Source organism: Mycobacterium sp. NGS41, assembly GCF_059812725.1.
In genome coordinates, this window is record NZ_JCALDF010000001.1 from 331,962 (window position 1) to 345,498 (window position 13,537).

10 protein-coding genes and 2 pseudogenes are annotated in these 13,537 nt (G+C 64.1%); 6 read left to right on the plus strand and 6 right to left on the minus strand.

Annotated features, from left to right (window positions below):
* Positions 1-27 precede the first annotated feature (27 nt).
* The gene (locus AC5Y21_RS01490; protein ID WP_499908668.1) at positions 28-1,617 is read left to right on the plus strand and encodes a GMC family oxidoreductase; all 1,590 of its coding nucleotides are present in this window, start codon (positions 28-30) and stop codon (positions 1,615-1,617) included.
* An 85-nt stretch (positions 1,618-1,702) separates the two neighbouring features.
* A complete protein-coding gene (locus AC5Y21_RS01495; RefSeq protein ID WP_499908670.1) occupies positions 1,703-2,962 on the plus strand; it encodes an alpha/beta fold hydrolase in 1,260 nt (419 codons plus the stop codon).
* 26 nt (positions 2,963-2,988) lie between these two features.
* Here AC5Y21_RS01495 and AC5Y21_RS01500 read toward each other — a convergent pair whose 3' ends face one another.
* From AC5Y21_RS01500 to AC5Y21_RS01520, 5 genes and pseudogenes are all read right to left on the minus strand, one after another.
* Complete coding sequence (locus AC5Y21_RS01500) at positions 2,989-4,653, minus strand: ABC transporter family substrate-binding protein (RefSeq protein ID WP_499908672.1); 1,665 nt, start codon at positions 4,651-4,653, stop codon at positions 2,989-2,991.
* A 10-nt stretch (positions 4,654-4,663) separates the two neighbouring features.
* A complete protein-coding gene (locus tag AC5Y21_RS01505; RefSeq protein ID WP_499908674.1) occupies positions 4,664-6,514 on the minus strand; it encodes a dipeptide ABC transporter ATP-binding protein in 1,851 nt (616 codons plus the stop codon).
* Positions 6,511-7,437: an ABC transporter permease gene (locus tag AC5Y21_RS01510; protein ID WP_499908676.1), complete on the minus strand. Its 927-nt coding sequence runs from the start codon at positions 7,435-7,437 to the stop codon at positions 6,511-6,513. The genes AC5Y21_RS01505 and AC5Y21_RS01510 overlap by 4 nt, the downstream gene beginning before the upstream one ends.
* Positions 7,434-8,411, minus strand: a complete 978-nt coding sequence (locus tag AC5Y21_RS01515) for an ABC transporter permease (RefSeq protein ID WP_499908678.1) — start codon at positions 8,409-8,411, stop codon at positions 7,434-7,436. The genes AC5Y21_RS01510 and AC5Y21_RS01515 overlap by 4 nt, the downstream gene beginning before the upstream one ends.
* A gap of 149 nt (positions 8,412-8,560) precedes the next feature.
* Positions 8,561-8,660 (minus strand): annotated as a pseudogene (locus AC5Y21_RS01520) (hypothetical protein); the annotation flags it as partial.
* A 127-nt stretch (positions 8,661-8,787) separates the two neighbouring features.
* On the opposite strand from AC5Y21_RS01520, the gene AC5Y21_RS01525 reads away from it, so the two are divergent.
* Positions 8,788-9,279: a beta-class carbonic anhydrase gene (locus AC5Y21_RS01525; protein ID WP_499908680.1), complete on the plus strand. Its 492-nt coding sequence runs from the start codon at positions 8,788-8,790 to the stop codon at positions 9,277-9,279.
* A gap of 89 nt (positions 9,280-9,368) precedes the next feature.
* Here the strand turns inward: AC5Y21_RS01525 and AC5Y21_RS01530 are convergent, their stop codons facing one another.
* Complete coding sequence (locus AC5Y21_RS01530) at positions 9,369-9,782, minus strand: PaaI family thioesterase (RefSeq protein ID WP_499908682.1); 414 nt, start codon at positions 9,780-9,782, stop codon at positions 9,369-9,371.
* A gap of 133 nt (positions 9,783-9,915) precedes the next feature.
* Between AC5Y21_RS01530 and cysD the strand changes: the two are divergent.
* The 3 genes and pseudogenes from cysD to AC5Y21_RS01545 all read left to right on the plus strand — a co-directional run bounded on the left by cysD (position 9,916) and on the right by AC5Y21_RS01545 (position 13,521).
* A pseudogene (gene cysD / locus AC5Y21_RS01535) lies at positions 9,916-10,943 on the plus strand (sulfate adenylyltransferase subunit CysD).
* Positions 10,943-12,796, plus strand: coding sequence for a sulfate adenylyltransferase subunit CysN (gene cysN, locus AC5Y21_RS01540; protein ID WP_499908684.1), 1,854 nt, complete (start codon positions 10,943-10,945; stop codon positions 12,794-12,796). The pseudogene cysD and the gene cysN overlap by 1 nt, the downstream one beginning before the upstream one ends.
* Entirely contained in the window at positions 12,793-13,521 is a 729-nt protein-coding gene (locus AC5Y21_RS01545) for a 3'(2'),5'-bisphosphate nucleotidase CysQ (protein WP_499908686.1), read from the plus strand. The genes cysN and AC5Y21_RS01545 overlap by 4 nt, the downstream gene beginning before the upstream one ends.
* Positions 13,522-13,537 lie beyond the last annotated feature (16 nt).

The following is a 13,537-nucleotide window of genomic DNA, read 5'->3' on the forward strand; positions in this document are numbered from 1 at the left end:
ACACTCACTCGAAAACGGGGATGTGCGATGGACATTCAATGCGACTACGTCGTGGTCGGTACCGGCTCAGCCGGTGCGGTCGTGGCTAACCGGCTTAGCGCGGATTCAGGCACCGCGGTGGCGGCATTGGAAGCGGGACCGCCGGACAAGAACCGATTCATCGGGATCCCGGCGGCGTTTTCCAAGCTGTTTCGCAGCGAGATCGACTGGGACTACCTGACCGAACCGCAACCGGGACTCGCCGATCGCCAGATCTATTGGCCGCGAGGCAAGGTACTCGGCGGCTCCTCGTCGATGAACGCGATGATGTGGGTGCGCGGATTCGCCGCGGATTATGACGAATGGGCCGTGCGCGCCGGTCCGGATTGGTCATACGACGAAGCGGTCAGCTACTTCCGTCGCATCGAGAACGTCACCGATGCCTGGCACTTCGTCAGCGGTGAGGACAGTGGAGTGACCGGCCCGTTGCACATATCCCGTCAGCGCAGCCCGCGAGCCGCGACCGCGGCCTGGCTGACCGCGGTGCGCGAATGCGGATTCCCCATGGTGCAACCGAATTCCGCTGCGCCGGAGGGGTTCTGCGAAACCGTCGTCACGCAGCGCCGGGGTGCTCGGTTCAGTACTGCCGACGCCTATCTGAAGCCGGCGAAGCGTCGTAAGAACCTCAACGTGCTCACCGGCGCCACGGCCATCCGTGTCGTCATCGACGGCAACCGGGCGGTTGGTGTGGAATACGAACAGAACGGTCAAACATGCGTCGCCCATGCCCGACGCGAGGTGGTGCTGTGTGCCGGCGCCGTCAACAGCCCGCAGCTGCTGATGCTCTCCGGTATCGGCGACCGCGACCACCTCGCCGAACATGAAATCGAGACCGTCCACCACGCACCCGAGGTGGGCCAGAACCTGATCGATCATCTGGTGACAGTGCTGGGGTTCGAGGTCGACGGCGACAGCCTGGCCGACGCCGAAAAGCCCAAACAGCTGATCAACTACTTGTTGCGGCATCGCGGCATGCTCACCTCCAACGTCGGTGAGGCGTATGGATTCGTCCGCAGCCGGCCCGAGCTGCAACTGCCGGATGTCGAGCTGATCTTCGCTCCGGCTCCGTTCTACGACGAGGGCCTTCTTACCGAGTCGCCGGGGCACGGCGTGGTGTTCGGGCCCATCCTGGTCGCGCCCGAAAGCCGCGGCCAGATCACGCTGCGGTCCGCTGACCCGCATGTCAAACCGGTCATCGAACCGCGGTATCTCTCGGACCCCGGCGGGGTGGACCGCGCCGCGATGATGGAAGGCCTGCGGATGTGCGCCCGGATCGCGTCAGCCGCTCCGCTGAACGGCCTGCTCGGCCCGATCGCGCGGCCGCGTAATTGCACGGAGTTGAACGAGGACACCCTGGAAAAGACCCTGGCCACCTGTTCGCACACCCTGTATCACCCGATGGGCACCTGCCGGATGGGCAGCGACGAGGCGAGCGTGGTGGATCCGCAACTGCGGGTCCGGGGGGTCGACGGGCTTCGGGTCGCCGATGCCTCGGTGATGCCCAGCACGGTGCGTGGGCACACCCATGCGCCGTCGATTCTGATCGGGGAGAAAGCGGCCGATCTCATTCGTGCCTGACCGCGCGTTCCTGACGGCGCAACGGGCCGCGCGCTAAGCACTCCAGGTGGCCTCGGCACAATGGGCTAGTGGCTGGTGGCAACCGATGACGATGAACGCCAAACGACGGCGGGTGCACGACAAACTTGCGGGAATGCCGGGAGTGCGGGCGGTGCGCCGACCGCTGTCGCCGGACAGCGTTGAAGAATTCGATCTGTACTACGTGCGCACTGGCCGCAACTCCCCACACCCTCTGGTAATCCTTCTCGGGGGCCCGGGAGTGGCGTCCATGCGGCTGTACAAGGGATTGCGCCGGCGCTTCGCGGCCGCGGGTCTGGATGTCATCATGATCGAGCACCGGGGCGTGGGCATGTCGCGCCACGACGACTCCGGCGCCGACCTTCCGCCGGAAGCGCTCACCGTCGATCAGGTGGTCGACGACGTCGCCGCGGTGCTCGATGACGCCTACGCGGATTCGGCCGTCATCTACGGCACGTCGTACGGCAGCTACATCGCGGCCGGAGTCGGCGTCCGTCATCCCGGCCGGGTACGTGCGATGATCCTCGATTCGCCGCTGCTGTCCAGGGATGACATCGTCGATGTACGCGACGCCATTCGGCGGCTGCTGCTCAAGGGCGACGATCCGGAAACCGCCGCGCTGGCACCCAAAGTTCGTCGGCTTGTCGACAAGGGTGTGATGACCGCATCGGGCGGTCAGGTCGCGGCGAGGTTTTACGGCTACGGCGGGACTAAGCTGCTCGACCGCCAGCTCGACCTGCTGCTCGACGGCCGATTCCTGTTGTGGCAGAGCATGCTTCGGTTCGGCGCCATTCTCAACCGCAAAGCGCCGTACCGCTTTGAGACCGACTTGGTGAGCCGGATCGCGTTCCGCGAACTCGACTACGCCCCCGAGCCTGACGGACTTCCGCTCGACCCTGCCGTCGCGATACGTGAAATGATGCCGGAGAACGCGGCTTTCGAGGCCGAGCCATATGACCTGGCGGCCGAGATGCCGAAATTCGGGTGGCCCACCGTGGTGATTTCCGGTGGCCGCGATCTCATCACGCCACCGGCGGTGGCTGAGCGCATCGCATCGCTAGTGCCGAATGCGGTATTGCTGAGCCTACCGACGATGTCGCACGGCGCGTTGGACTTTCGTGAGGCTGCCGCGCTGGCGATTGCCGGCGCGGTGTGCCGCGGCGAACTCGAGGGGCTTGCCGACCGCGCGTCGGTGCTGGACGCGCTGCCGGACCGCACGGTTATGCGGGTGCTCTGGAAGGCGATCGAGGTGGCGACCATGGTCGAGCGGGCGCTGCCAGCAGTACGGCGAAAAGACGCAAAAGCCCCTAATTCGGGCCCGAATTAGGAGCTTTTGCGTCTGCTGGGCACTAATCAAGTGAACCCGACTGTCGTCCAATCCACGTCGGCAAGTCCGAAAGCGCCAAAGTTGGCCAGATCTTCGCGAACCGCTACATTTCCGGGCGACTGGAAGAGCGGCAGGCTGAATACTTCCTGCCACAGCATCCTGTCGATCTCGTTGGCGAGCACCCGCGCCTTGTCTTGGTTCAACTCGGACAGCGTCTGATCGATCTTGGCGTCGATCTCCGGGCTGCCGATCTTGCCGTAGTTGCTTTCGCCGTCGGAACGGAATATCTGTGGCATGGCAGACAGCGGATAACCACCGCCCTGCCAACCGAATTCGACAACATCGAAGTCGCCGGTTCCGACGTACTGGCTGAAGAATCCCGTGCCCGGCTTGGGGTCGAGCACCAGCTTGACGCCGATCTGCGCCAGGTTCTGCTGTGCGACCAGTCCGATCTGACGCCGGAATTGCTGATCGAAGAACGGGTCACGGATCACCAGTTGCTTTCCGTTCTTCTCCCGGACCGTTCCGTTGAGCTTCCAGCCCAGCGCATCGAGGTCTCGGCGGGCCTGGTCAGGGTTGTAGGTAACAGGGCCGGTGTTGTCCTGGTAGCCCACCTGGCCGTCAACAAAAATGTGGTTGTTCAGCGGCACCGGATGGCCGGTCAGGCCGTGCAGGACCACGTTGGCAATGGCCTGGCGGTCTATGCCTTTGGCGATCGCCAACCGGAGCCTTGGATCCTCCATGATCGATCCGGCCGCGCCGTTGAAGGTGATGTGGTACCAGAGCAGGGCCGGTGCACTCCGGATCGTGATACCGCGCGTGCGCTGCGCGGTGACCATGTCGTCGAGAGAACCCACGTCCGCTGCGTCGATGGCATTGTTCTGCAGGGCGGGGATCACGCCTAGGGGGTCGAGCACCAGGAATGTGATGGAGTCGAGTCGCGGCTTGCGACCCCACCATCGTGGATTTCGGGTCAGCACGATGCGCTGTGCGGTCCGGTCAACCTTGGACACGATGAACGGTCCGGCTGACGGGCCGGGGGCATCGAGTTGGCCGGTGTTGAAGACGGCCGGGTCAGCGGTCAGGCGGCTGGGTTGCAGGCCGCCGAACAACCCGCGCCATTCCGCGTAGGGCTTGTCGAAGGTAACCACCGCCTGACGGTCGTCAACGCCCCGAGTCACCGACTTGATCCGTTCGTAGCCGGCTCTGCTGGCGATCAAGAAGCGCGGGTCGCGGCCGCTGCACGCGTTGAACAGCGATTCGAGGTCTTTCCAGGTTATTGGGGTGCCATCGCTCCAGACAGCTTTCGGGTTGATGGTGTAGGTGATTACCTGCGGGCTGGTGCCGGTCAGTTCGGCAGCGGTGAAGTAGTCCGTGTTGAGTCTTTGCGTCCCGTCCGCGCTGGTAATAAAGGTCCCTGGCAGCGTCGGACTGAGAACCAAACCGGTGTCGGCCGTGTTGCCGTCGATGTTGGACACGTTGAAGTTGTCCGGGAATGAGGTGAGCGAGAGCCGAAGGTTGCCGCCGTCGCGCAGGGACGCCGGGTCCCGGGGGTTGATGTCGACCGTGGCGCCAACTCGCGCTGTCGAGGCCTTCGGGAGGTCGCGATACCCGTCTGAGCAGCCGCTGACGATCAGAACAACTACCAGCGCCAGCAGTGCAAGCCTGCGAACCGTCGGCGGGTGCGTCACGCGCACGATGTTAACCGCCGGCGACATCGGAGTGGGCCCGCGGAACCGCAGCCAGCAATCGCTGGGTGTACTCGTGCTGTGGGTTGGCGAACACCTGGTCCCCGCCGCCCTGTTCCACGATCGTGCCCCGGTACATCACCGCTACCCGGTGCGCCAGGTGCTTGACAACGGAAAGGTCATGGGACACAAACAAATACGACAACCCGAATTGTGCTTGTAAATCCAGCAGCAGGTTGATGATGCCGGCCTGGATCGACACGTCGAGCGCCGACACCGGCTCGTCGAGCGCAAGGATCTTCGGCTGCAGCGCAAGTGCCCGCGCAATGCCGATCCGCTGCTTCTGCCCGCCAGAGAACTCGGCGGGATAGCGGCTGGCGTCGGCGCGGTCCAGTCCGACGATCGCCAGTAGCTCGGCGACGCGTTCCTCGCTTCGCCTTCGGTCGAACCCGTTGGCGCCCAACGGTTCAGCAACGATGTCGAACACCGGAAGGCGGGGGTCCAAAGACGCCACCGGGTCCTGAAATACCACCTGCAGTTCGGTCTGCAGCTTACGACGCGCTGCTTTGTCGAGCGCGGAGACGTCGGTACCGAGTACCTCGATGGAACCGGCCTGCGGTGTGTTGAGTTCCAGAATCTGGCTGAGCGTGGTCGATTTGCCCGAACCAGATTCGCCGACGATGCCTAGCGTGCGTCCCTGCTCCAACGTGAAGCTGACGCCGTCGACCGCCCGTACCTCACCCACTCGCCTGCGGAATACCACGCCCTTGGTGAGTGAGTAGGTCTTGGCGAGGTCGGTTACCCGCAGCACCACAGGTGGCTCGCCGGGTGCGTCCTCGATTGCAGCCGGTTGGGTTGACACGCCGAAGATTTCGGCAGCACTGCGTCCAGCGACCTCGTCGGTGCGGATACACGCCGCCCAGTGGCTGTCCCCGACGGCAACGAGATCGGGCTCCGCCGAACGGCATTCGTCGATCGCCAGCGGACAGCGGGGATGAAAGGGACAGACGCCTGGTGACAGCGACGACATCGTCGGCGGCGTACCGGGGATCGGAATCAGCCGGGTGCCCTGTGGTGCGTCCAGCCGCGGCACCGAACCCAGCAATCCGACGGTGTAGGGCATCCGGCGGTCGCGGTGAAGGTTTTCGACGGCGGCGATCTCGACCCCGCGTCCGGCGTACATGACCATTGCCCGGTCGGCGAATTCCGACACCACACCCAGGTCGTGGGTGATGATCAACACGCCGGCGCCGGTGACGTCGCGCGCGGTTCTGAGTACGTCGAGGATTTGGGCTTGCACGGTGACGTCCAGCGCGGTGGTCGGCTCGTCACAAATCAGCAGGTCCGGGTCGTTCGCGATCGCGATCGCGATCACCACCCGCTGGCGCTCGCCACCGGACAGCTCGTGCGGGAAAGCCCTTGCCCGGGCTTGCGGTTGGGAAATGCCGACCAGCTCGAGCAGCTCCAGGGCGCGCTTGCGGGCGTCCGCGCGGCTGATGCCGCGGTCGTGCACCTCGATGGCTTCGGCTATCTGGTCGCCGATGGTGTAGACGGGGGTCAGCGCCGACATCGGGTCTTGAAATATGGTCCCGATAGACTTGCCGCGGATCCGTGACATCTCCTGGTCGGATAGCCCGAGCAGCTCCTCGCCGTGCAAGCGCACCGATCCCGCCACGTCCGCGTACTCGGGTAGCAATCCGATTACCGCCATCGCGGCAGTGCTTTTGCCGCAACCGGATTCGCCGACGATTGCCAGCACTTCCCCCGGGTCGATGTGGTACGTCATGCCGCGGACAGCGGAAACCGTAATGTCGCCAGTCTCGAAGGTGACGTTCAGATCTGTCACCTCTAGTAGGGCCGTCATTTCGGGCCACGTTTCTTGCGGCGCGGGGGCCGGCTGCGGGGATCGAACGCATCCCGCAGACCATCGCCGGCGAGGTTGGCGCAGAACACGATCAATATCAGTGCTCCGGCCGGAAACAGGAACACCCAGGGGAACGTGGTGGCCGAAGAAGTGCCGTCGGCGATCAGCGTGCCGAGCGACACGTCGGGCGGCTGGACACCGAATCCCAGGAAACTCAAACCCGTTTCGGAAAGGATCGCGATGCCGACGTTGAGTGTGGCGTCGATGATGAGGATCGAGGCGACGTTCGGCACGATGTGATGTACGATGACCCGACGGCTCGAGATACCCATATATCTTGCGGCACGGATGAATTCGCGTTCACGCAGGCTTATGGTCAAGCCGCGTACCATTCGCGAGCTGACCATCCAGCCGAAGGCCGCCAGCAACACGATGAGCCAGAAAATGTTGCTCGACCCTTTGAGACGCGGAGTGACGATGGCGATCAGCAGGAAGCTCGGCACCACAAGCAGCAGGTCCACCAGCGACATCAGGGATTGGTCGCGCCAGCCGCCGAAGTAGCCGGCGACCGATCCGACGGTGGCTGCGATAGTGGTCGAGATCAGTGCCACACAAAACCCGATCAGCATCGACTTCTGCATGCCGCGCAGGGTCCGGGCCAGCAGGTCCTGGCCGAGGGCATTGGTGCCGAACCAGTGTTTGAGTGACGGCGGTTGCAGCAGCGCGTCGTAGTCGAGATGGTTGTAGTCGTAAGGGAGTAGCGACGGCAGTCCGTAGCAACCGATGAAGGCCACCAATAGCAGAATCAACGCCACCACTGCCGGCTTGTTGCGGATGAACCGGCGGACCAACAGGTTTCGCCGCGAAGTGAACGCCGCCGGGTGGATACCGGATCGGGTTTCCGTAGCGGCCTCTTGGGTCATGACACGCGCACCCGTGGATCTAGTACCGCATAGAGGACGTCGGACAGCAGGCCGCCGAGCAGGACCGCCGCCCCGGAAAACAACGTGATCGCCGCGACGACGTTGGTGTCCTGAGTTGCGATACCGAGCACCACCCATTCGCCCATGCCGTGCCAGCCGAAGATCTTCTCGACGAAAATCGCACCCACGACCAGGCCGCTGATCCCGTAGGCGAACAGTGTGGCGAGTGGAATCAGCGCGGTACGCAGACCGTGTTTGAATAGCGCACGGCGGCGGGTCAGGCCTTTAGCGCGGGCGGTACGGATGAAATCCTCGCTCAGCACGTCCAGCATCGCGTTGCGCTGGTAGCGGCTGAAGCTCGCGATCTGGATCAAGGCCAGGGTGAGCGTCGGCAATACAAGGTGTTGCAGGCGGTCGACGAATCGGCCCCCCATTCCGCTGGGCGGGATCGGTGAGGTCTCACCGGTGTAGAGGAACATCCGGACGCCGGTGAACGTGTTCACTCGCACCGCAGCCAGGATGAGCAGGCTCGCCAGCACGAATGTCGGAATGCTCAGGATGATGAGCGACAGCACGGTGATGACACGGTCGCTGAGCCGGTACTGACGGATGGCTCCCCAGGCTCCGACGATGACCCCTATCACCGTGCCCACCACTGAGCCGGTCACCACGAGTCGCAGGCTGACGCCGATCCGATGCCACAGTTCAGCGGAGACGGGGTGACCCGTCACGGTCTTACCGAAGTCACCGCAGGCCACGCCGGAAATCCATTGCCCATATCGGATCGGTATGGGCTTGTCCAAGCCAAGCTGTACCTCCTTGGCATGGATGGCCTCTGCCGGCGGCTTCGGGTGCCGCTGAATAAAACTCTCCAGCGGTTCAAACGCCACGGAGGCCAGGCAGAAGGCGAAGAACGACGCCAGCACCAGCAGCACGATGTAATTGATGAGCCGACGCACAAGAAAGCGGATCATGCCTGACCGCCCCGCGTGCGTCGCATTGGGACAGGTTAAGAGATGCGGCCGCGGTTAGCGCGAGCAACGTGGCCCGGCAGCCACGAACTTGATGGTGCCGACCCGCTTCGCCCGGCTGCGCCGCGCTCGCGATCGCCACGAACGTGATGGTGCCGACCCGCTTCGCCCGGCTGCGCCGCGCTCGCGATCGCCACGAACGTGATGGTGCCGACCCGCTTCGCCCGGCTGCGCCGCGCTCGCGATCGCCACGACTGGCGTCGAACCATTGCGATCCGGTTGATCCGGACCGGTGAAATCCAGTCGGCCGGTTGTTAAGATCCACCCCGGCACCGATCTGTACAGCAAATTCCATCCCGTGATACCCGAGGAGACTTGCGTGACGGTTACCGAGGACTACCTGGCCAACAATGCCCAATACGCGAGCAACTTCAGCGGGCCGCTACCCATGCCGCCCAGCAAACACGTCGCGGTGCTCGCTTGCATGGACGCCCGGCTCGATGTCTACCGTCTGCTGGGTATCAACGAAGGGGAGTCCCACGTCATCCGCAACGCCGGCGGGGTAGCCACCGACGACGCTATCCGCTCACTGGCCATCAGCCAGCGGTTGCTGGGGACCCGAGAGATCATCCTGATCCACCACACCGACTGCGGGATGCTCACCTTTACCGACGACGACTTCAAGCGCGACATCCAAAGCGAGACCGGGGTTAAACCACCGTGGGCGGCCGAGGCCTTCCCGGATGCCGCGGAGGACGTCAAGCAGTCGCTGCGCCGCATCGAGAACAGTCCGTTCGTCACCAAGCACGTGTCGCTGCGCGGGTTTGTCTTCGACGTCGCCACCGGCAAGCTCAACGAGGTCACGCTGTAGCGAGGCTGCCCAGCAGACGCAAAGCCCCTGATTCGTGGTCGAATCTGGGGCTTTTGCGTCTGCTCGCCGTAGTGCCGAATCTCGCGCTACTAGCCCACCTTGTAGGTGGCCAGCGCCTTGGCGAGCAGCTTGCCCGAAGGATCGACGATTTCGGCCTCGCAGTTGACCAGCGACCGGCCGCGCCGCAGCACCCGGCCCACTCCTATCACGTCGGTGCTGCGTGCCGGCGCCATGAAGTCGAGCGTCATCGACACCGTCACTCCCCGTAGTTCGGGCGGCGCCTCGGCGCCGCACCAGGCCGCCGCCATGACGGTGAGGTCGGCAAGCGTGGCGATGGCGCCGCCATGGACCATGTCGCCGAGGGTGGTGTTGGAGGGATCCCACGGCAGCCGCAACCTGACTTCGTCGTCTCGGAGCTGCTCGGCGCTGATGCCTAGTTTGGCGACGAACGGCGACTGGGGGAGGAACTGCGCGATGACATCGCGGCCGCTTGGGTTTGTCATGGGTCCATAGTGTTGCCGAGCAGACGGAAAAGCGCCCTAATCGAGCCCGAATTAGGCGCTTTTGGCGTCTGCTCGCCGTTGCACAGCTGTGCAACTCGCCGTTGACAGCTGTGGCAACGGACTGCTTCTATATATGGCAATAAGCACAAACATGGTCAATTCAACCAGAATTACCAGGAAGACCCTAGGGGTACCGTGACCGTCGACGCAGATGCTGGCCCCGCAGCCGGGCAAACCGACCACCGCCCGGTCGCCGGGCAATATGAACTGAGCCACCTGCGCTCGCTGGAAGCAGAGGCAATCCACGTCATTCGGGAGGTCGCAGCCGAATTCGAGCGGCCGGTGCTGCTGTTCTCAGGCGGCAAGGACTCCATCGTCATGCTGCACTTGGCGCTCAAGGCTTTTCGTCCGGGGCGGCTGCCGTTCCCGGTCATGCATGTCGACACCGGTCACAACTTCGACGAGGTCATCACCACCCGCGATGAGTTGGTTGCCGAACATGGCGTGCGCCTGGTGGTCGCCTCCGTGCAGGACGACATCGATGCCGGCCGAGTCGTCGAAACGATCCCGTCGCGCAATCCCATCCAGACCGTGACGCTGCTGCGCGCCATCCGGGAGAACAAGTTTGACGCGGCATTCGGCGGCGCGCGACGCGACGAAGAGAAGGCACGCGCCAAGGAGCGGGTGTTCAGTTTCCGCGACGAGTTCGGCCAATGGGACCCCAAGGCGCAACGGCCGGAATTGTGGAACCTCTACAACGGACGACACCACAAAGGCGAGCACATCCGGGTCTTCCCGCTGTCCAACTGGACCGAGTTCGACATCTGGTCATACATAGGCGCTGAAGGCGCCCAGAACGTGAAGTTGCCGCCCATTTATTTTGCGCACCGGCGCAAGGTCTTCCGGCGCGACGGCATGTTGCTGGCGGTGCACCGGCACATGCAGCCGCGCGCCGACGAGCGGGTGTTCGAGGCGACCGTGCGATTCCGCACCGTCGGCGACGTCACCTGTACCGGCTGTGTGGAATCGACGGCCGCCACCGTGTCCGAGGTCATTGCCGAGACGGCAGTGGCCCGGCTGACTGAACGCGGCGCGACGAGGGCCGATGACCGGATCTCGGAAGCCGGCATGGAAGACCGCAAACGGCAGGGTTACTTCTGATGGCCGCACCCGCCACACTCCTGAGGCTCGCTACCGCCGGATCCGTCGACGACGGTAAGTCCACACTGATCGGGCGGTTGCTCTACGACTCCAAGGCTGTGATGGAGGACCAATGGGCTTCTGTGCAGCAGACGTCCAAAGAGCGCGGCCACGACTACACCGACCTCGCACTGGTGACCGACGGTCTGCGGGCCGAGCGTGAGCAAGGCATCACCATCGACGTTGCCTACCGCTACTTCGCAACTCCCAAGCGGAAATTCATCATCGCCGACACGCCCGGACACATCCAGTACACCCGCAACATGGTCACCGGCGCGTCCACCGCCCAACTGGTGATCGTGCTCGTCGATGCTCGGCACGGTCTGCTGGAGCAGTCCCGTCGGCACGCGTTCCTGGCGTCGCTGCTGGGCATCCAACATTTGGTGCTCGCGGTCAACAAGATGGATCTGATCGGCTGGGACAAAGAGAAGTTCGAGGCGATTCGCGACGAGTTCCACGCCTTCGCCGCGCGTCTGGATGTGCAGGACGTGGCCACCATCCCGATCTCGGCGCTGCACGGCGACAACGTGGTCACCAAGTCGGACCAGACGCCGTGGTACGAGGGCCCGGCGCTGCTGTCGCACCTCGAAGAGGTCTACATCGCCGGTGACCGTAACCTGGTCGACGTGCGGTTCCCGGTTCAGTACGTCATCCGGCCCCACACCCTCGACCACCAAGACCACCGCAGCTATGCGGGCACCGTGGCCAGCGGGGTTATGCGGCCCGGAGATGAAGTGGTCGTGCTACCTCTCGGCAAGACGAGCCGGATCAAGGCGATCAGCGGACCGAACGGTCCTGTGGACGAAGCATTTCCGCCGATGGCGGTGTCGTTGACCCTCGCCGACGAGATCGACATCTCGCGTGGGGACATGATCGCGCGGACAAACAATCAGCCGAGGATTGCGCAGCAGTTCGATGCGACCGTGTGCTGGATGGCCGATTCCGCGGTGCTCGAACCCGGCCGCGACTATCTCATCAAGCACACCACACGGACCACGCGTGCCCGCGTCACCGAACTCGACTATCGGCTCGACGTCAACACCCTGCATCGTGATAAGTCCGCAATAGCGTTGCAGCTCAACGAACTTGGCCGTATCTCGTTGCGCACGCAGGTACCTCTGCTGCTCGACGAATATACACGCAACGCCAGTACCGGATCGTTCATCCTGATCGACCCCGACACCAATGGCACCGTGGCGGCGGGCATGGTTTTGCGCGACGTGTCAGCGCAAACCGCAAGCCCGAACACCGTGCGGCACAAGTCACTGGCGACGGCCGAGGACAGGGCGAGCCAGGGCAGGACGGTGTGGTTTACCGGTCTGTCCGGCTCCGGCAAGTCGTCGGTGGCGATGCTGGTGGAACAGAAGCTGCTCGAAAAAGGCATTCCCGCTTATGTTCTCGACGGCGATAACCTGCGGCACGGTTTAAACGCAGACCTGGGCTTCAGCATGGCCGACCGAGCGGAGAACCTGCGGCGGCTGGCGCACGTGGCAACGCTGCTCGCCGATTCCGGCCAAATCGTGTTGGTGCCGGCGATCAGCCCGCTGGCCGAGCATCGTGCGCTGGCCCGTAAAGTGCACGCCGACGCCGGATTCGACTTCTTCGAGGTGTTTTGCGATACCCCGCTGGAAGACTGCGAGCGCCGTGACCCGAAGGGACTTTATGCAAAAGCGCGTGCGGGTGAGATTACGCATTTCACCGGCATCGACAGTCCGTATCAGCGGCCGAAGAAGCCCGACCTGAGGCTCACTTCGGATCACACGCTCGACGAGTTGGCGCAGCAAGTCATCGACCTGATCGAGTCACGATCTTGACCGACCACGAGCTGGCCGGGCAGCTGGCGACCCAGGCCGGAGAACTGCTCCTCGCTGTGCGCGACGAGCTGGCCGAAGCGACGGAGTCCGAGCGAAAAGCAGCGGGGGACAAGCGATCGCATGATTTCTTGATGGGTGCTCTACAGCGGCACCGGCCGGATGACGCGGTGCTGTCCGAAGAAGGTGCCGACGACCCGGTGCGCCTGCGATCCGAGCGTGTCTGGATCGTCGACCCGCTGGACGGCACGCGCGAATTCTCCGAACTCGGCCGCCACGACTGGGCGGTACACGTGGCGTTGTGGGAGTCCGGTGAACTCGTCGCCGGCGCGGTAGCCCTTCCGGCGCAGGGCATTACGCTGGCCACACCACACGTGACTCCGCCGTCGGCCTATTCGGGCCCGCCCCGGATCGTGGTGTCGCGCACCCGCCCGCCGGCCATCGCGCTACAGGTGCGCGAACGTCTGGACGGCATCCTGGTGCCGATGGGATCGGCGGGGGCCAAGGTCGCGGCGGTCATCCAGGGATTGGCCGATGTATACGTACACGGCGGCGGTCAGTATGAGTGGGACTCCGCGGCTCCGGTCGCGGTCGCACGCGCGGCCGGCTTGCACACCTCGCGCCTAGACGGCTCTGCGCTGCAGTACAACCGGCCCGACCCGCTGTTACCTGATCTCATGGTGTGCCGACCGGAGTACGCCGACGCGGTGCTCAGCGTGACCGACTGACTGGCAGAATTCTCGA